The following is an 18,691-nucleotide window of genomic DNA, read 5'->3' on the forward strand; positions in this document are numbered from 1 at the left end:
CATTAACCGGACATACATGACAAAATTCACCGATCTGAACCTGAACCCGAAGGTCCTCAAGGCTATTGAGGAAGCCGGGTACGAAACCCCGACCCCGATCCAAGAGGGTGCCATCCCACCCGCTCTGGAAGGCCGCGATGTTCTGGGTATTGCCCAGACAGGCACCGGCAAAACCGCGAGCTTCACGCTGCCGATGATCACCATGCTGGCACGGGGGCGCGCGCGGGCGCGGATGCCCCGCAGCCTGGTGCTGTGCCCGACCCGCGAGTTGGCGGCACAGGTGGCGGAAAACTTCGACACCTATGCCAAGCACGTGAAGCTGACCAAGGCGCTGCTGATCGGCGGCGTCAGCTTCAAGGAACAGGATGCGCTGATCGACCGGGGCGTCGATGTTCTGATCGCCACGCCGGGCCGCCTGCTGGATCATTTCGAGCGCGGCAAACTGCTGCTGACCGGCGTGCAGGTGATGGTGGTGGACGAAGCCGACCGGATGCTCGACATGGGCTTCATCCCGGATATCGAGCGCATCTTCTCGCTGACCCCCTTCACCCGCCAGACCCTGTTCTTCTCGGCCACGATGGCCCCCGAGATCGAGCGGATCACCGACACCTTCCTGTCGGCCCCGGCCCGCATCGAAGTGGCGCGGCAGGCCACAGCCTCGGAAACCATCGAACAGGGCGTGGTCAAGTTCAAAGCCTCGCGCCGCGACCGTGAAGGCAGCGAAAAGCGCAAGGTGCTGCGCAAGCTGATCGATGCCGAAGGCGACAATTGCACCAACGCGATCATCTTCTGCAACCGCAAGACCGATGTGGACATCTGCGCGAAGTCGCTCAAGAAATACGGCTATGACGCCGCTGCCATCCACGGCGATCTGGACCAGTCGCAGCGGACCAAGACTCTGGACGGGTTCCGCGATGGCTCATTGCGCTTGCTGGTAGCTTCGGATGTGGCGGCACGCGGCCTGGATGTGCCGAATGTCAGCCACGTGTTCAATTTCGACGTACCCGGCCACCCTGAAGACTATGTACACCGCATCGGCCGCACCGGGCGCGCGGGGCGTGAGGGCAAGGCCATCACAATCTGCATCCCGCGCGATGAAAAGGCGCTGGATGCGATCGAAAAGCTGATCCAGAAAGAGATCCCGCGCCTGGACAATCCGGTAAAGCGCGAGGCCAAGCCGGAGCCGGAAACCGAAGCTGAAACAAAAGCGCCAAAGCCCGAGAAAAAGCGCTCACGCGGCAAGAAGCCCGGCGAGGTCAAGTCGCGCGGGCGCGACCGGCGCGACGATGGTGGCAAGGCCGTGGTCGGAATGGGCGACCATCTGCCCAGCTTCATCGCGCTCAGCTTCGAGGAACGGCGCGCGGGCTGACCCTCACACCACGGCTGTACCGGGACCAAGGCGTTTGCAAACGCCTTGAGGCGGTTTCGAAACCGCTTATGCCGCTTGCAAGCGGCTTGGCGCACCCTTGCGCCCCGTCGTCTCAGATCGCCAAAACCAGCGCCAGGATGGAAAGACCCAGAAGGGCGATCCCGGCCACTTCGCGCCGGGTTATGCTCTCGCGGAAAAACAGGGTCGAGGCCATCAGGCTGAACATCAGTTCCACCTGCCCCAGCGCTTTCACATAGGCCGCGTTCTGCAGAGTGAACGCGAGAAACCAGCAAAACGACCCGCCTAGGCTGGTCAGCCCGACGAACACGCCCGTCTGCCGCGTCTCCCACACCGCGCGCAGCTCGGCCCGGTCGCGCCACGCCAGCCACGCCCCCATGCTGAACAACTGAAACGAGGTGACGGCGGCCAGAGTGACCAGCGCCCGGAACCAAGGGTCGAGATCCCCAAGCTCCAACGCGGCACCGCGATAACTGACGGCGGAAAAGGCAAACAGCACACCCGAGCCCAACCCAAGCTGCGAGGCGCGGTTGGTCAGGTGGCGCCACCAGACCCCGTCGCCTCCGGGCGTCTTCGACAAGAGCAGCACCGCCGCCAGCCCCAGCAGGATGGCACCGAGCGCACCCAGCGAAACGCCCTCGCCCAACAGGATCAGCCCGACAATCGCGGTCTGGATCACCTCGGTCTTCTTGAAGGTGATCCCTACCGCAAAGTTCCGCTGCTTGAACAGCGCCACGACACAGATGGTTGCCAGAATCTGCGCGGTCCCCCCGATGACCACGAACATCCAGAACTTCCAAGGCAGAACAGGCAGGTCCCGCCCGCTTACCGCGAGATAGATCACAAGCCCCAGCACCGCCAGCGGCGCCGAATAGGCGAAGCGGGCAAAGGTCGCCCCCGCCGCCGACAGCTTCACGGTGCTGAGCGTTTTCTGCAGCATGAACCGCACCGTCTGAAACAGCGCGGCGGCCAGGGTCACGGGAATCCACAAACTCATGGAGCCCCTTGTGGCTTGGATTCAACGCTGAGGCCAGAGCGGATGCGGAACCGGGTCCTTGGCGTGCCAGAAATAGCGCCGGAATATCTCGCCGTAGGAGCGATAAACGTAGCTGTCATTGCAGGCGAGATACAGCTCCTTGCCCTCACGGTAGAGCCCCGGCAGCCGGTACCATGGCGCGGTCGGATGCATGTGATGAACGACGTGTAGGTTATTGTTCAGAAACAGAAAGGCCAGCGGACCCCGATCCTCGATCACCACGGTACGGCCACGCACCTTATCATGGGCGCGATGTTCCAGAAACGTGCGGATTTTGAGCAGACCAAGTCCGATATAGGCCGACAGCACAAAGGCCCAGACCGGCATCGGCGACAGCGCCGCGATCCACAGCACCACCGCGGCCCCAGGCAAGTGCAGCGCCCAGGCCAGCCAGATCGCTCGGTCGCCGCGCATGGCACCCTGCCATTCGTCGCGAAAGAACACGATCTGCCCGATGGCGGGGCCCAGTACCATCCGCCCCAGCAGCGTGTTGTTCACGCCGTAAATCCACCGTTTCCACCCCGGCAGTGCGTTCCACACCACCGGGTCCAGATAGTTCGATTCCGGGTCGTCATAGGGATCGGTCAGGTTCGAATCCAGATGATGCGCCAGATGCAGGTCGCGGAAGCGGTTATAGGGAATGCACAGCGTCAGCGGCAGTGCCATCAGCGCCTCGTTGATCCACCTGGTGCGGAACGGATGGCCGTGCAGCGCCTCATGCGTGAGCGAGGAGTGCAGCGCGGCGACAAGCCCCATCACCGGGATGGCCAGCCACAGGCCCCACTCCGCCAACCAGAAGATGGTGACCAGCCAGGCAGCATGGCAGGCGAGGATTAGGAAAAAAGTGCCCCATTCGGGCCCGGTGCCTTGGGTCGTGCGCTCAGACATTGCGCCCCCAGCGGACGCCGGCCCAGACACGTTCATAGAGGATATACATGCTCAGCCCGATGGCGGTGTTGACGATGGCCAGCGTGCCACCCACAGCCGCCGACCCGGTGGCGATAAGCCCCACCAGTGTCATCGTGGCCAACCCCATGATGTTCCAGATCACAGCCTTCACGACCGATCTTCGGCGCGTCTCCATTCCGTTACCCACTTTTTGTTTTCTTTCTCCGAAGTGTTACCCATCGGCGCGGCGCAGAGAATTCTGAATATGATTAACAAAATTCATCGAATGTGATATTTATCACCATATGTATGAAAAAATGGACAAACGCGACCGAGCTTCCCAGTTCCGCCAGCGTCTGGCGCGCGCAATGGAAGAGGCGAAGGTCAGCCAGAGCGGCCTTGCCCGTCGAATCGGGGTGGACAGATCGACCATCTCGCAACTGCTGACCGATGAGGGCGCGCGGCTGCCCAATGCCCATGTGGTCGGCGCCTGCGCCACCGCGCTTGGCGTGTCGGCGGATTGGCTGCTCAGCCTGTCGGACCGCCCCGAGAGCGCCGCCGAGTTGCTGGCCGGGTCCCTGTCCATGACCGAAGCACCCCGGGCGCTGGTCGATGAGCGCATCTTTGAGTGGCACCAGCAGGCTGCGGGCTACAAGATCCGCTATGTCCCGGCCACCCTGCCCGACATGCTCAAGACCCGCGCGGTGCTGGAATGGGAATATGCGCCGCATCTGGGGCGAACGGCGGATCAGGCCATCGGAGCCTCCGAGGATCGGCTTTCATGGATGCGCAGTGCGCAGTCGGATTATGAAATCGCCATGCCGCTGTATGAAATCCACAGTTTTGCCCACGCGACCGGCTATTACCACGGTCTGCCGCTTGACGTCCGGCTTGAGCAGATCGACCACCTGCTGGCGATTTGCGAACAGCTCTATCCGCGCCTGCGCATCTATCTGTTCGATGCGAAACGGCTCTATTCCGCGCCGATCACCATTTTCGGTCCCCTGCTCTGCGTCTTCTACGCGGGCAGCCATTACATGGCGTTCCGTGGCCGCGACCGGATCGAGATCTTCACCCGCCATTTCGACACGCTGGTGCGCGAGGCCGACCTGACCGCCCGCCACCTGCCCACCCATCTGCGCCAGTTGCGAACAGCGATCACAGAAGTCCGGCCCCAAGGGCAGGCCAGCGGCGAATAAACGCGCTTTTGCAATCACAGGGTGCAGTGCGGCCTGCCGTGCCCTATAATGGGGTCACCTGAACGAACGGGCAATCCAACCGCTCACGAGCCAAAGGAAGGATTCGACGTATGGATGCAATTAGGACTGCCGAATATGCCCGTGCGCTCTATTCCGCGCATGGAGACAAGGCCGAGGCCGAAGCCGCGCAGAAGATGCGCGAATATGATGCCGCCGGAAACAAGGAAGAGGCCCAGAATTGGGAGGCCGTCCGCCGGGCCATCCGGCAGATTCGCGGACCAAATCAGGCCTGAACCAGGATATTGAACGGATTGAACGGGAAGTCCGGCCCCAAGACTGCGGGCCGGATTTTTCGCGCGGGATCGTGAACACTCAGATCTTGGGGTCCGGGTTCACCGTATGCCCGTCCACCGCAATCACCTGCCCCGACACCAGCCGCGCCGAGTCCGAGGCCAGAAACACCGCCATGTTGGCAATGTCACGCCCCTCGACAAAGCGCCCCATCGAGGTCCCCGCAGCATAGCCGTCATAGACCTGATCGCGGGTCATGCCCTTGGCCGCCGCCTCGCGTTCCAGCACGCCCTCCATGCGGGGTCCTTCGACCGCGCCCGGGCAGATGGCGTTCGCACGAATGCCATGAGGACCCAGTTCCATGGCCAGCGTCTTCATCAACCCGATTACTGCCCATTTGGCCGCCGCATAGGGTGCACGGTTGGGATATCCGTACTGTCCGGCAGTTGAAGACGTCAGGATGATGCTGCCCGCTTGTACGGATTTCATCAGCGGTGCCGCGTGTTTCGCCGCCAGAAAGGCGCCATCCAGATTGATCGAAACGCATCTGCGCCAATCCGCCAGCTCAATGTCTTCGACGGCTTCGGTCGGCCCCGCGATCCCGGCATTTGCACAGAGCACATCCAGCCCGCCCTCAGCCTGGACAGCCTGAAGAATGGCACTCATGTCATTTTCGCTCGCGACATCAGCCCAATGCCCGGTCCAATGCTCCGGCAGGGATCTGAGCGCTGCTTCGTCGATATCCGTCACCCAGACGTCGTAACCAACGGCATCGAAGGCCTTGGCCATGGCTCTGCCGATCCCTGAAGCGCCGGCAGTGATTAGAACCCTCCGGCTCATGCAGGTTTCCGGATCGCGCTACCCGCCCCCTCAGGGTAAGGCAGACCGGCCTGCCCTTGCGCAATCCGCGCCATCGCGGCCTCGATCTGCGCCGACGGCGCACAGGGCCGCCGGGTTTCGAGGCTGACATGCAAAAGAAAGCTTTCGCCGGTGGCCAACAGCTTGTCGCCCTCATACATGGAGTGGAACAGGTGCAGCTTTTTCCCCTGCCCCAGCAACAGCTGCGTCTGCACCTCGATCTTCGAACCGGCATGGGTTTCATCCAAATGGCGGATATGGGTTTCGGCGGTGAAATAGCTTCCTCCGCTCGCGATGTAGTCCGCATCACAGCCGATGATCTCCATGAACCGGTCGGTGGAACTGGCGAAGGCATCGAGATACCGCGACTCGGTCATGTGGCCGTTATAATCGGTCCAGTCCAGCGGCACCGCGCGCGACAAGGTCAGGATTGGCTGGCACAGGTCGGCCCCATCCAGCGTCGGAAGCGCCCCGGGCTTCAGCCGCGCATCATGCCGATTCAGCACCGCGCCCGCGCCATAGTCCTGCGCCTTGAGCGCCCGCATCATGCCGACAAGGTTGTTGTCGCGGATGCGCTCCAACTCGCGGATCGAGTGCATCCCCGATTGCGCATCGGACTGATCGGCGATCATGGCCACCAGTTCGTCGGTGAATTCCGGCACGTCCATCAGCTTGGTCCACGGCCATTGCAACGCCGGACCAAATTGCGCCATGAAGTGCTGCATCCCCGCCTCGCCGCCTGCCACGCGATAGGTCTCGAACAGGCCCATCTGCGCCCAGCGAATGCCGAAGCCCATGCGGATCGCTTCGTCAATCTCCTCGGTGGTGGCGATGCCGTCCTTGACCAGCCACAGCGCCTCACGCCAGACAGCTTCGAGGAAACGGTCGGCGATATGGGCGTCGATCTCCTTCCTGACATGCAGCGGGAAGAACCCGACTGAGCTCAGCATCTCCTTGGCCCGTTCGACCAGTTCCGGCGGGTTGGCCTCGGTCGGCACCAGCTCGATCAGAGGCAGCAGGTAGACCGGGTTGAACGGATGCGTCACCACGATCTGTTCCGGGCACAGCGCACCGTCCTGCAACTCCGATGGTTTGAACCCGCTGGTCGAAGAGCCAATGATAGCCTGCGGATCGCACGCCGCCTGCAAGCCTTTGTAAACCTTCAGCTTCAGGTCCAGACGCTCAGGCACGCTTTCCTGAATCCAGATAGCCCCCTGCACGGCATCCGCCATGTCGTCATGAAACGTCAGCGCGCCCTCGGGCGGCAGCGGCACATCGCTCAACCCCGGCAGCGAGCGGCGGGCATTATCCAGAACCTCACCGATCTTGCGCTGTGCCTCAGGGTCGGGGTCGAACACCCGCACATCCCAGCCATTGAGCAGAAACCGCGCGGCCCAGCCGCCGCCGATCACACCGCCACCGATGATTGCTGCTGTTTTCATCAGAATTCCTTCGAGAACCGACCGGTTCTTCCTCTTGCCTCAAATATCCCGGGGGTTTGAGGGCTGGCCCCCAATCCGCTCGGGATTTGCCTACTTCGCCACCGGCGCCCGCTTGGTCAGCCCCAACTTTTCCCGCACCTCCTGCGGCCCGATCACCCGCGCGCCCATGTTCTCGATGATCGAGCCTGCGCGTTCCACCAACTGCCAGTTCTCGGCCAGCACGCCCTTTTCCAGCCACAGGTTGTCCTCAAGCCCCACGCGCACATTGCCGCCCGCCAGAACCGACGCCGCCACATAGGCCATCTCATTGCGCCCCAGCGAGAACGCCGAAAAAGTCCAGTCGTCCGGCACATTGTTCACCATCGCCATGAAGGTGTTCAGGTCATCCGGTGCGCCCCACGGCACGCCCATGCAGAGCTGAACGAGAGCATTCGACTCCAGAAGCCCTTCTTTCACCAACTGCTTGGCAAACCACAGATGGCCGGTGTCAAACGCCTCGATCTCGGGCTTCACGCCGAGATCGGTCATCATCTGCCCCATCGCCCGCAAGGCGCCAGGCGTGTTGGTCATCACGTAATCGGCCTCGGCAAAGTTCATGGTGCCGCAATCGAGCGTGCAGATCTCGGGCAGGCATTCAGCCACATGCGCCACCCGCTCGGTGGCACCCACCAGATCGGTCCCCGCCTCGGCCAGCGGCAGCGGGTTCTCGACACCGCCAAACACCATGTCGCCACCCATCCCCGCCGTCAGGTTCAGCACCGCGTCCACTTCCGCATCGCGGATACGGTCGGTCACCTCGCGATAGAGGGCCAGATCGCGGGCGGGCGCACCGGTTTCCGGGTCGCGCACATGGCAATGCACCACCGCCGCGCCTGCCTTGGCCGCAGCAATCGCGCTCTCGGCAATCTGCTTGGGCGAGCGCGGCACATGCGGGCTGCGATCCTGAGTACCGCCCGAGCCGGTAACGGCGCAGGTGATGAAGACTTCGCGGTTCATTTCCAGAGGCATGGTGTTTTCCCCAAGTTTTACCGGCTTCCGCCCGGGGTTATCCCCAGGCTTGTCCCCGGATTCCGATTTGCGTCTGGACCCGAGTCTGGCGCAGCCTTGGCGAAACAACTTGTCAATATGCGAATCGAACTTGATGAAATCCGCAAAAAACATCCTGCAGCCCGAACACCGCGCCCTGAAAACGGGCGTTCTGGTGCTGGACGAGTGCAACACGCTCAGCTTTGCCGCAGCTGTCGATCCTATGCGGGCGGCCAATCGGCTGGCCGACCGGCCCGCCTTCGACTGGGACTACGTGACCGCCACCGGCACGCCCGCCCATCTGACCAGCGGGCTGGCGGTGCCGGGCATCCCGCTGGCCCGGTTCGAAGACTGCGATTTGCTGATCGTGGTGGCCGGGTTCCAATTGGCCCGCCACGCCACGCCCAGCCTACTGGCCGGGCTACGCCGCATCGCCGCCACCGGCGCCGCGCTGGCCGGTATTGATGGTGGCCCGTGGCTGCTGGCCGAGGCGGATCTGCTGGATCAACATAGCGCCACAACACACTGGGAAGATTTGGATAACTTCTCAAATCGCTTCCCGGATGTAACGGTTCTGCGCGACCGATTTGCGATTTCTGGCAACCGCCTGACCTCGGGCGGCGCCATGCCCGCGATTGAAATGATGCTGCACATCATCTCGGCCCGCCACGGCGCCGGGTTTGCCGCGCGGGTCTCGGGCCTCTTCCTCTATGACGGCGCGCCTGCCCCCACCAAACCGCAAAGCCGCACCGGCGCCCCGCACCGCCACAACGCGCTGACCGCCAAGGCCAACGCGCTGATGGAGGCCGCGCTGGACGAGCCCCTGCCGCTGACCCAGATTGCCGACACGCTCGGCACCAGTCCCCGCACCCTGCAGCAGCAGTTCCGCCTGCGCCTGAACACGACACCACAGGACCACTACCTGCAACTGCGCCTGGCCGAGGCCCGCCGTCTGGTCGCAGATACCGACATGTCCCTGATGGACGTGGCGCTGGCCACCGGCTTCACCTCGCAATCCAGCTTCGCCCGCGCCTTCCGTACCGCCCACGGCCTTTCGGCCCGCGACCTTCGGCAGGAACAGACACTGCACTAACCCCTTCTTCTGTTTAAAAATATCCCGGGGGAGTCGCCGTCAGGCGACGGGGGCAGAGCCCCCTTTTCCCGGCATCAGTAAGGCATCGGATGCGCCCGGTGCACCGCGTCGATCTCGGCCACAACATCGCTCGTCAGTTCCACATCCACCGCGCCGGGCAAATGCTCCAGCTGCGCCAGCGTCGTGGCGCCGAAAATCGCCGACATCATGAAGGGCCGCGTCCGGCACCACGCGAGCGCCATGTGCACCGGGTCCAACCCATGGCGCGAGGCGATCTCCAGATAGGCCGCCACCGCATCCGAAATGCGCGGCGACTTGCGTCCGCCCATCTGAGGCACCAGCGACATGCGCGAGCCTTCGGGCACCGCGCCGCCCTGATACTTGCCGGTCAGGTACCCCGCCGCCAGTGGCGAAAAGGCCATCAGACCCACGTCTTCGTTCACGCTCAGCTCCGACATGTCCGTATCGTACAACCGGCAAAGCAGGGAGTATTCGTTTTGTACAGATGCCGCGCGGGGCCAACCGCGCTCTTCGGCCAGCCGCAGCCATTGCGCCGTGCCCCATGCGCTTTCGTTCGACAGGCCAAAGGCGCGGATGTTGCCCTTGTCCACCTGTTGCTGCATCGCCTCCAGACACTCCTCCATGTTGGCCAGCGTCGCGGCACGGTTCTGGCCGGACGGATCATAGGACCAGTTCTGCCGGAACATGTAGCTGCCCCGGTTCGGCCAGTGGAACTGATAGAGGTCGATATGATCGGTCCTGAGCCGCCGCAGTGAACCTTCGACCGCTTCCGGAATGGTCTGCGCCGAAATCGGCGCGCCGTTTCGGGCATACATGAAACCCGCGCCGGAATGCTTGGTGGCCAGGATATACTCCCCCCGCCGCCCCGGATTGGCGGCGTTCCAATTGCCGAGGATCTCTTCGGTGCGGCCCACGGTGTCCTGACTGATCGGGTTCACCGGGTACATCTCGGCGCCGTCGACAAAGTTCACTCCGGCCGCCAGCGCCATGTCCATCTGTGCATGGGCCTCTGCCTCGGATGTCTGGGTGCCGAAGGTCATCGTGCCGAGGCACAGTTCCGACACCATCATGCCGGTGCGGCCCAGCGGGTTCATTTTCATGCTGAAATTCCTCTTGCTCCGAATAGCGCAAACCTAGCGGGCCGTCCCCGGGGGACAAGCCCCTCTTGAGCCGCAGCCGCATTTCGGCAAGCCTTGGACGTGACAAGAAGGAGCAGACAGATGCCGCAAACCATCACCAAAGGGATCAAGGCCCTGCTGGCCGAGGCCAATTCGGTGGTCAAAACCCTGCCCGTGGCCGAGGCCAAGGCGCTGTATGATGACCCCGGCCATGTCTTCGTCGACCTGCGCGACATCCGCGAGTTGCAGCGGTCCGGCATGATCCCCGGCGCCTTTTCCTGCCCGCGCGGCATGCTGGAGTTCTGGATCGATCCGGACAGTCCCTATCACAAGGAGGTGTTCAATCAGGACAAGACCTATGTGTTCTACTGCGCCAGCGCCTGGCGGTCGGCCCTGAGCGCAAAGGCCGCGCAAGAGATGGGCCTGAACCCGGTCGTGCATCTGGAAGGTGGATTTGGCGAATGGGTCAAACAGGACGGACCGGTGGCCAAAAAGGACTGATCGGAACCCCGCCGCCCAGTTCCGGATTACGCATCTATATTCGGTGCTGACCGCAGTCAGCGCAGGTCACGCAGTGTCAGCGACGCAGGATCTCGAACTCCAGCAATTGCGCATCGTCATGCTGGATCGGCAAGGCCGGTGAGATCAGGCCTCCGTCCGCGAGCATGACGGCCTCGCGCTTGAGCTGGATTTCCCGGCCCGCGTCGAACTGCACATAGGTTCCCGACGTGCTTCGGTCCGCGAGCATCAGCTTGCCATCCTTCAGACTCAGGACAGCGTGAAGCCGCGACACCCATGCCTGCGGCAGAACCACATCGCATTGCGATGACCTGCCGATCTTCAGCTCTCCACCCTCGCGGCACCGCCAGGAACGGCCACCATGATTGAGGACGAGCGTCAGGGCTTCGCTCGGATATCCCTGCTCGTCACCGCTACCGAATTGCAGCGGCAGGCGTGTCTGCGTGCTCAGATCGGAGGCGGAGCGGACCAATGAGAAAACCTCGAGCGGATCGCTGATCCCCTTCAGGCGCAGCGCGCCGATGGGTTTGAGCAATTGCCTGAGGCCGGGTTTCACCATGGCGGCCACGGCTTCGCTGACGCAGGCCTCACCGGGATTGGCCACCGCGGCCAATCGGGCGGTCAGGTTCACGGCCTCGCCAAAGATGCCCTTTTCCGCGACGACGATGGCGCCGCGATGCACGCCCACATGAACCGAAAGCATGGTGCCCGGCGGCTGTTCGATCATTTTCAGAGCCGCCTGAATGGCCGCGTCGTGATCGTCGAAATAGCTGAGAACGTCATCGCCTTTCTGGCCCACGGGCGTGCCGCCATGATCAAGCATCACCTCCCTGAGCCGGTCGATCTCAAGCTGGATCAACCGCTGCGCCTGGTCATCGCCCATGGCCTGGTAGAGCGGGGTGCTTTCCGAAATATCCGCGATAATCGTTGTGGCGAGTTGGGTGTCCACTGTGTTTCCCGAATTTTTTGAATGAAGTGTATCTATTTTAAACTGTCTGTACACACACTTAACGATTTCTGTCGGGGCCTGAAGGCCCGGTTTCTACCAATGATAATGTTGATCAAGGTTAACTATCGTCGTGCGCTATGCAACCGCCAATATGCTGAAACGGTCTGCGGGGTCTCAATGGTCCATAGGGCAATCCATCGATTGAGAACAAAAGTGGAACATGTTAGGCTGCCTACATGTCGACTCACCTTCTTGGCCGCAAACCTGCGCGCGATGTGCCCGCGCTTTGCCCGCACCCGGCCGTCGCCCTGCCGCTGGCCCGCGTGCATGAGGCCTGCGGCCCGGCGCGGCGCAGCTTTGCGCTGTGGCTGGCGGGCCGGACCGAGGGGCCGGTCCTGTGGATTTCGCCCGCATGGGAGGCCGATCAGCTGAACCCGGACGGGATGATGTCCTTTGCCGATCCGGCGCGGTTTCTCTTCATCCGTCCCACGCGGGCCGAGGATCTGCTGTGGTGCATGGAAGAGGCGTTGCGCAGCGGTGCGGTGCCACTGATCGTCGCCGATCTGCCCGGTGCGCCGGGACTGACGCCGGTGCGGCGGATGCATCTGGCCGCCGAACAGGGCGGTGCCTTGGGACAGGCGCCGCTGGGGCTGCTGCTGACCCCCGGCGAGGGTGGCGCGCAGGGGATCGAGACGCGCTGGCACATGGCGCCAACGCATCAGGGCGATCTGCGCCGCTGGAGCCTGACCCGCCGCCGCGCCCGCGCCCTGCCCCCGGTAACGTGGCAGGCCACCCAGACCCGCCCGCGCGCCGGGCTGGAGCTGGAGCGGGTGGCGGAAAGCGCCGATGCGGGATGACATGCCCGGTCAAAAGCGCCTCAGAAACTTGTGACTGGTCAAAGCACAAGCGGCTCACTAGCGTGCCCCCATGACCCACCCGATCCATGACAGCCGCTATTCCTGGCTCAGGTTGCTGATCACGCTGGCCATCGCCACCGTGGCCAATGTGGGCATGTGGGCGGTGATCGTGGTGATGCCTGCCATCGAAACGCAGTTCGGCGCCAGCCGGGCCGAGGCGTCGATGCCTTATACGCTGACGATGATCGGCTTTGCCCTGGGCAACATGTGGCTGGGGCAACTGGTTGACCGGCTGGGTGTGACCCGGGCGCTGATCGGTGCCGCCGCCCTGACCGCGGTAGGTTACGTTCTGGCCACCCTCGCCCCGTCGATGCTGACCCTGTCGGTGACCCATCTGATGCTGGGTCTTGGTACGGCGGTGGGGTTTGGGCCGCTGATCGCGGATATCTCGCACTGGTTCATGCGCAGGCGGGGTATCGCCGTGGCTCTGGTGGCCAGCGGGAATTATCTGTCGGGCGCGATCTGGCCCATCCTGCTGTCGGGGATACTCGCCCGCGAAGGCTGGCAGCAGGTTTATCTGACGCTTGCCGTCATCACTTTGGTCGTCATCATCCCGCTTTCACTGCTGTTGCGCCGGCAAATCCCGGCCGAGGCGCATGGAACCGCCGAGGTCGCAGCGCAGCTGAACGCCCAGAGTTCCGGCTTCTCGCCGCGCGCCCTGCAATATCTTCTGGGTCTTGCCGGGATCGGCTGCTGCGTGGCCATGTCCATGCCGCAGGTTCACATCGTCGCCTATTGCGTCGGGCTGGGATATGGCCCGGCCGTTGGGGCCGAGATGTTGTCGCTGATGCTGCTGGGGGGCGTGGTCAGCCGGGTGATCTCGGGGCTGGTCGCCGACCGGTTCGGCGGAGTGCGAACCCTGCTGGCCGGATCGGCCCTGCAATGCGCCGCCCTGTTCCTGTTCCTGCCTTATGACGGCATGGTCTCGCTCTATTTCATCAGCGCCTTGTTCGGCTTGGCACAGGGCGGGATCGTGCCCAGCTACGCTTTGGTCGTGCGGGAATACATGCCCCCGCGCGAGGCCGGTGCGCGGGTGGGGTTCGTGCTGATGATGACCATTCTGGGCATGGCGCTTGGCGGGTGGATGTCGGGCTGGATCTACGATGTGACCGGCAATTACCAGTTGGCATTCGTCAACGGGATCGTCTGGAACGGCCTGAACATCGCGATCATGCTGATACTGTTGAAACGGTCGCGCCCACGGCGGAGCGAGGTCACGGTATGAGCGCTCGGGAGATCGATAGTGGAGTCGGGTGCCCGCGGATCGGACGCCGCACGCTGCTATTGTCCCTTGCCGCCCTGCCCTTGGCCGCTCCGCTGTCAGCCGCCCCTGCCCGGTACCGGCTAGACCAAAGCGCGTCGTCGGTCGGGTTCTTCTTTACGCTTTCCGGTTCAGCCCAGAAGGGCACGATGCCGATCCGGTCCGCCGATATCGTGATCGACACGACCAACCTGACGCGCAGCCGGGCGGATGTGACGCTCGACGTCGCCCGCGCGCGCACCAATCTGGTCTTTGCGCGCACCGCGATGCTGGGCCCCGACGTGCTGGACGCGAGGCGCTTTCCGACCATCCGCTTTACCTCGACCCGCGTTCAGCTCGGCCCCGGTGGACGGCTGTCGGACGGTGCGCGGATCACCGGCGATCTGACCGTGCGCGATATCACCAGACCGGTGGTGCTTGAGGCCAGCCTGTTCCGCCGCCGGGGCAGCGCCGCCGATGACCTGAGCGAGCTCAGCTTCCGCCTGCGCGGTGCCATCAGCCGCCGCGCCTTTGGAGCCTCGGGTTATCGCGATCTGGTCCGGGATGCGGTGACGCTGGATATCCGGGCCGTCATCCGACAGACGTAATAATTCCGTCACATGCACCAAAACCGACCTGGAGAGGTCGATAAACCTCGTGCATCCGGAAACCGGGCGGTCATGGTAGGCGCATTATGCGTACGATCATCTCATTTGCCGCCCTGTTTCTTTCGGTTGTTCTGTTGCAGCTCTCGACCGGGGGTGTTGGCCCGCTCGATGCGATCTCGGGGCTGACGCTGGGGTTCTCCACCGGCCAGATCGGTCTGCTCGGCTCCTCTCATTTCCTGGGCTTTTTCATCGGCTGCTGGTGGGCGCCGCGGCTGATGGGCAATGTCGGCCATTCCCGCGCCTTTGCGGTCTGCACGGCGATGGGCGCGATGGGGCTGATCGGCCATACCCTGACCGAGAGCCCCTATGTCTGGGCGCTGTTGCGGGTTGCCTCTGGCACTTGCGTGGCGGGTTGCTATACGGTGATCGAAGCCTGGATGAACGCGAAGGTCACCAACGAGAACCGGGGCCGCGCGACCGGAATCTACCGGATCGTGGACATGAGCGCCTCGCTCAGTGCGCAGTTGATCATCGCGGTGCTGCCGCCGGCATCCTACGTCTCGTACAACCTGCTGGCCATCCTGTGCTGCGCCGCGCTGCTGCCGCTGACGCTGACCCGGGCCAGCCAGCCCGAGACCCCCGACACACCACGCCTGCGCCCCAGGTTGGCCTGGCACTGTTCACCGCTGGCGGTCGCGGGTGTGATCGTGGCGGCGCTGAGCTCCGCTTCGTTCCGAATGGTCGGCCCGGTTTACGGGCAGGAGGTCGGTCTGGGCATCGACCAGATCGCCTTTTTCCTGGCCTCCTTCGTGCTGGGCGGCGCGCTGGCGCAGTATCCGATGGGATGGCTTGCGGACAAATACGACCGGCGCTGGGTGCTGATCTGGCTGTCGGCGGTGGCGGTGTTGAGCTGCGGCATCACCATGGCCGCCAGCGGCACCGGCACCATCGGTGTGATGCTGGCGGCGGGGTTCTTCGGTTTCACCACCTTCCCGATCTTTTCGGTCTCTGCCGCGCACGCCAATGATTTCGCCACCACCGAACAACGGGTGGAGCTGTCGGCGGCCTTGATGTTCTGGTACGCGCTGGGGGCGATTGCCTCACCCTATGTTTCGTCGTCTCTGATCGAGCTCTACGGCCCGGGCGCGCTGTTTGCTTTTGTGGCGCTGGGGCATGTGTTCCTGATCGTGTTTGGCCTGACCCGCATGCGCGCACGCCCGGCCCCCGAGGACCGGACGCATTACGTCTATTCACCTCGGACCTCGTTCACCATTGGCCGGTTGCTGAAACGCTCACGCGAGGGGCAGTAGGCAGGGGCGCTTTGCTCTCCACTGGGCCAAGGCGTTTGCAAACGCCTTGAAGCGGTTTGAAAACCGCTTAAGCCGCTTGCAAGCGGCTTCCCCCGCCCGAAACAAAAGGGCCGGGAAATCCCGGCCCTTGCGGTCTTAGTGCTCGACGCGCGGCTCGTCTTCCGCTTCGTCCACCACTTCGGCGGCGGGTTCCGGCGCGCCCAGCGCCCCGTTGGCGAGGCCGCCGACGCCCTGCTCCATCGACAGGCCCAGTTCTTCGCCCAGCTTCTTGAGCGCGGGCATCTGCACCGCCATGCCCATGATTGAATCGAGCGCCTGGTTCACCACCGGCTTGTCGCTATTGGCCGCACCACCGCCGGCGGGCGCGCCGATGCCGCTGACCTGATGGATCTTGATCGAGTCGATCTTTTCTGCAGGTTTCACCATTTCGGTGATGATCGCGGGCATCGTCTCGATCCGGGCCAGGTCGACCTTCATGCGGATCTGCTCGGGCGAGAGCGCATTGTCGGCCTCGACGATGGCACGCTTACCTTCGGCCTCGGCCAGCATGTCGTTCTTCTTGGCCTCGGCCCGGATGTTGAGCGCGTCCGCCTCGGCCTGCGCTTCCTCGCGGCGCGCTTCGGCACGGTCGGCGGCGGCCTCTTTCTCGGCCTGCGCGGCCAGACGCAGGGCGGTGGCCTGACGCTCGGCCTCGCGGGTGGCTTCGATCAGCGCGATCTCCTTGAGGCGTTCGGCCTCGGCCACCTCGCGCGCGGTCACCACCGCCTCGGTCGCCTTGGTCGCCTCGGCGCGGGCCAGATCGGCGGAGGCACGGGCGCGGCTTTCCTCTTCGGATTTCTGCGCGATGATGATCTGACGCTCCTGTTCGGCCACTTCCAGTTCACGCTCTTTCGAGATTTCGGCATCGCGGATCTTGCGCTCGCGTTCAATCTCGGCGGCGCGGATCGCTTCCTCGCGCGCGATACGGGCGCGTTCGGTTTCACGCATCGAGTCCTCGGTGCGGGCGGCGATCTCTGCCTCCTGCGCGGCCTTCATGGTCTCGACCTCCTGCGCCTGCTGGATGCGGGCCTTGGCCTCGTCCTGTTCGATCAGCAGCTTCTGGCGTTCCGCCTCCATTGCGGCACGGCGCACCTCGACCTCGGCATCGGCATCGATCTGCGCGCGCTCTTTCTTCGAGGTCGCGATCACCTCGGCCAGCTTGCGCATACCAACGGCGTTGAAGGCGTTGTTCTCATCCAGCGCCTCGAACGGCGTCTGGTCCAGAGCGGTCAGCGAGACCGATTCCAGCGACAGACCGTTCTTGAGCAGGTCTTCGGAGACCGCATTCTGCACCTCCTGCACAAAGTCGGCGCGGTTTTCGTGCAGCCCGTCCATGGTCATTTGCGCGGCCACGGCGCGCAGGCCATCGACCAGCTTACCCTCAATCATCTCGCGCAGTTGCTCGACATCGAACGTGCGATCACCCAGCGTCTGCGCGGCGCGCGCGATACCCTCCTCGGTCGCCATCACCGAGACATAGAACTCGACCCCCACATCGACCCGCATCCGGTCCTGCGTGATCAGTGCGGCATCGCCGTTGCGCTGCACCTCAAGGCGCAGGGTTTTCATGTTGACCGGGCTGACCTCATGCAGCAGCGGCACGATGATGGTGCCGCCGTCCATGATCACCCGTTTGCCGCCCGCCCCGGTCTTGACCAGGGATATCTCGCGCGTGGCGCGCCGGTAGAGACGGCCCAGTATCAGGCCGATCAGCAGCAAAACCGCCAGGAAAGACACAACGGAAACAGCCAGGAATTGAACTTCCATACAAAATCCTCCTTGAGAGTTGGTATTTGATTATTCGGACATGCCGATCAGAACGAAGGTGCCGCTCTTGCGGTTGCGCAGCACCAGCACCTCTGTGCCCTGGGCAAGGCTTTCACCGTCCCGCATGGGCTCGGCCCGCAGGTAGTGGGCGTTGCCGAAACGGTCGGTCACCCGCACCTCGGCGGGGCGTCCGCGCGCGGCGGTGCCTTGCGTGATCACGCCGCGGCGGCGGGCCAGCATACGTTCGGACATCGCCTCGGTCTCGGTCTGCGGCAGCAGCCGGGCAAAGACACCGCCAAAGCCGCGCGCAAACCACAGGCCAAACGCCGCCGCCGGGATCGCGGCCAGCCATGCGGGCGCATTCACACCGATGAGGTCGTGCAGCGCCAGTTGCAGGCCCATGCCGCTCAGGCCAAAGCCCATCAGCAGCACCGCCAGCCAGATCATGACCGGCATCCGCCCCAGGCCCAGCCAGGCGGTCGGGCCGGAGGCCCCCGCCTGAGGCGTCTCGGCATCTGCCTCGACCTCGGCCAGTTCGAACTCGCCCAGATCCACATCCGCATCGACATCCAGATCGAGGCTGCCGATGTCGATATCGGGCGCATCCCCGAGTTCGACATCAATCTCACCCTCGCCCGCCATCAGGCTGCCGCCCAGACAAAGGGCGACCAGTTCCAGCCCGAGAAGGCCGAACAACAAGGCGAGCGCCATCGTAAAGGGCGCAAAAGCGCCCTGCAGCAGAAAGTCGAACATCAGCAGGTAGTCCCCGGTTTGGTATACAGAGGTATACAATCAATATGGTGCGTCATGGTGGATTTTCAAGAGGTTGTGAGCCCGGTTTTCAACCTATGGTGTTGACCGGACTGCCAAAAAGCACAACCCGCACAGTGCCGGGGCGGTCGTTTCACCACATTTCAATGCGAAAACCGCGCTTCGGTCGAAAGCTGGCCTTTTGCTGACCCGTCACATGAGATAGACGGGCG

Annotated in this window: 19 protein-coding genes; 9 read left to right on the forward strand and 10 right to left on the reverse strand. The window is 63.6% G+C overall.

The window, feature by feature from the left end; all coding sequences use genetic code 11:
• Positions 1–16: 16 nt before the first annotated feature.
• Positions 17–1,369 (forward strand): DEAD/DEAH box helicase, encoded by a 1,353-nt coding sequence (locus GOX53_RS05830; RefSeq protein ID WP_171174335.1) that lies wholly within the window; start codon positions 17–19, stop codon positions 1,367–1,369.
• A 112-nt stretch (positions 1,370–1,481) separates the two neighbouring features.
• On the opposite strand, the gene GOX53_RS05835 is transcribed toward GOX53_RS05830, so the two are convergent.
• From GOX53_RS05835 to GOX53_RS05845, 3 genes are read right to left on the reverse strand one after another with little or no spacing between them, the layout of a single operon-like run.
• Positions 1,482–2,384, reverse strand: a complete 903-nt coding sequence (locus GOX53_RS05835; RefSeq protein WP_171174337.1) for an EamA family transporter — start codon at positions 2,382–2,384, stop codon at positions 1,482–1,484.
• Positions 2,385–2,405: 21 nt separating this feature from the next.
• Positions 2,406–3,311 carry a fatty acid desaturase gene (locus tag GOX53_RS05840; protein ID WP_171174338.1) on the reverse strand — a complete coding sequence of 302 codons (906 nt, stop codon included), beginning with the start codon at positions 3,309–3,311 and terminating at the stop codon, positions 2,406–2,408.
• Positions 3,304–3,507, reverse strand: a complete 204-nt coding sequence (locus tag GOX53_RS05845; RefSeq protein ID WP_171174340.1) for a DUF2061 domain-containing protein — start codon at positions 3,505–3,507, stop codon at positions 3,304–3,306. Before GOX53_RS05845 ends, GOX53_RS05840 begins: the two co-directional genes overlap by 8 nt.
• Before the next feature lie 109 nt (positions 3,508–3,616).
• Between GOX53_RS05845 and GOX53_RS05850 the strand changes: the two genes are divergently transcribed.
• On the forward strand, positions 3,617–4,510 hold the full coding sequence (locus tag GOX53_RS05850) for a helix-turn-helix domain-containing protein (protein WP_171174342.1): 894 nt from the start codon (positions 3,617–3,619) through the stop codon (positions 4,508–4,510).
• Between the two features lie 110 nt (positions 4,511–4,620).
• A complete protein-coding gene (locus tag GOX53_RS05855) occupies positions 4,621–4,803 on the forward strand; it encodes a hypothetical protein (protein WP_171174344.1) in 183 nt (60 codons plus the stop codon).
• 79 nt (positions 4,804–4,882) lie between these two features.
• On the opposite strand, the gene GOX53_RS05860 is transcribed toward GOX53_RS05855, so the two are convergent.
• The 3 genes from GOX53_RS05860 to GOX53_RS05870 all read right to left on the reverse strand — a co-directional run bounded on the left by GOX53_RS05860 (position 4,883) and on the right by GOX53_RS05870 (position 8,109).
• Positions 4,883–5,641, reverse strand: a complete 759-nt coding sequence (locus tag GOX53_RS05860) for an SDR family oxidoreductase (protein ID WP_171174346.1) — start codon at positions 5,639–5,641, stop codon at positions 4,883–4,885.
• Positions 5,638–7,104 carry a carnitine 3-dehydrogenase gene (locus tag GOX53_RS05865; RefSeq protein WP_171174836.1) on the reverse strand — a complete coding sequence of 489 codons (1,467 nt, stop codon included), beginning with the start codon at positions 7,102–7,104 and terminating at the stop codon, positions 5,638–5,640. Before GOX53_RS05865 ends, GOX53_RS05860 begins: the two co-directional genes overlap by 4 nt.
• Before the next feature lie 87 nt (positions 7,105–7,191).
• Positions 7,192–8,109 (reverse strand): 3-keto-5-aminohexanoate cleavage protein, encoded by a 918-nt coding sequence (locus GOX53_RS05870; protein WP_171174348.1) that lies wholly within the window; start codon positions 8,107–8,109, stop codon positions 7,192–7,194.
• 133 nt (positions 8,110–8,242) lie between these two features.
• Between GOX53_RS05870 and GOX53_RS05875 the strand changes: the two genes are divergently transcribed.
• Positions 8,243–9,220, forward strand: a complete 978-nt coding sequence (locus GOX53_RS05875; protein WP_171174350.1) for a GlxA family transcriptional regulator — start codon at positions 8,243–8,245, stop codon at positions 9,218–9,220.
• A 74-nt stretch (positions 9,221–9,294) separates the two neighbouring features.
• On the opposite strand, the gene GOX53_RS05880 is transcribed toward GOX53_RS05875, so the two are convergent.
• On the reverse strand, positions 9,295–10,341 hold the full coding sequence (locus GOX53_RS05880; RefSeq protein ID WP_171174352.1) for an aldo/keto reductase: 1,047 nt from the start codon (positions 10,339–10,341) through the stop codon (positions 9,295–9,297).
• 120 nt (positions 10,342–10,461) lie between these two features.
• Between GOX53_RS05880 and GOX53_RS05885 the strand changes: the two genes are divergently transcribed.
• Positions 10,462–10,860 (forward strand): rhodanese-like domain-containing protein, encoded by a 399-nt coding sequence (locus GOX53_RS05885; protein ID WP_171174354.1) that lies wholly within the window; start codon positions 10,462–10,464, stop codon positions 10,858–10,860.
• A 76-nt stretch (positions 10,861–10,936) separates the two neighbouring features.
• On the opposite strand, the gene GOX53_RS30270 is transcribed toward GOX53_RS05885, so the two are convergent.
• Positions 10,937–11,827 carry an adenylate/guanylate cyclase domain-containing protein gene (locus tag GOX53_RS30270; protein WP_171174356.1) on the reverse strand — a complete coding sequence of 297 codons (891 nt, stop codon included), beginning with the start codon at positions 11,825–11,827 and terminating at the stop codon, positions 10,937–10,939.
• Between the two features lie 236 nt (positions 11,828–12,063).
• Here GOX53_RS30270 and GOX53_RS05895 point away from each other — a divergent pair, with 236 nt between their 5' ends.
• The 4 genes from GOX53_RS05895 to GOX53_RS05910 all read left to right on the forward strand — a co-directional run bounded on the left by GOX53_RS05895 (position 12,064) and on the right by GOX53_RS05910 (position 15,902).
• Complete coding sequence (locus GOX53_RS05895; protein WP_171174358.1) at positions 12,064–12,684, forward strand: ImuA family protein; 621 nt, start codon at positions 12,064–12,066, stop codon at positions 12,682–12,684.
• A 70-nt stretch (positions 12,685–12,754) separates the two neighbouring features.
• The gene (locus GOX53_RS05900) at positions 12,755–13,969 is read left to right on the forward strand and encodes a CynX/NimT family MFS transporter (RefSeq protein ID WP_171174360.1); all 1,215 of its coding nucleotides are present in this window, start codon (positions 12,755–12,757) and stop codon (positions 13,967–13,969) included.
• Positions 13,966–14,592, forward strand: a complete 627-nt coding sequence (locus GOX53_RS05905) for a YceI family protein (protein WP_171174362.1) — start codon at positions 13,966–13,968, stop codon at positions 14,590–14,592. The genes GOX53_RS05900 and GOX53_RS05905 overlap by 4 nt, the downstream gene beginning before the upstream one ends.
• A gap of 86 nt (positions 14,593–14,678) precedes the next feature.
• Entirely contained in the window at positions 14,679–15,902 is a 1,224-nt protein-coding gene (locus GOX53_RS05910) for an MFS transporter (RefSeq protein WP_171174364.1), read from the forward strand.
• A 135-nt stretch (positions 15,903–16,037) separates the two neighbouring features.
• Here the strand turns inward: GOX53_RS05910 and GOX53_RS05915 are convergent, their stop codons facing one another.
• Positions 16,038–17,708, reverse strand: coding sequence for a flotillin family protein (locus GOX53_RS05915; protein WP_171174366.1), 1,671 nt, complete (start codon positions 17,706–17,708; stop codon positions 16,038–16,040).
• A 30-nt stretch (positions 17,709–17,738) separates the two neighbouring features.
• A complete protein-coding gene (locus tag GOX53_RS05920) occupies positions 17,739–18,461 on the reverse strand; it encodes an OB-fold-containig protein (protein WP_171174368.1) in 723 nt (240 codons plus the stop codon).
• Positions 18,462–18,691 lie beyond the last annotated feature (230 nt).

The organism is Ruegeria sp. HKCCD8929 (assembly GCF_013031405.1).
GTDB lineage: Bacteria > Pseudomonadota > Alphaproteobacteria > Rhodobacterales > Rhodobacteraceae > Ruegeria.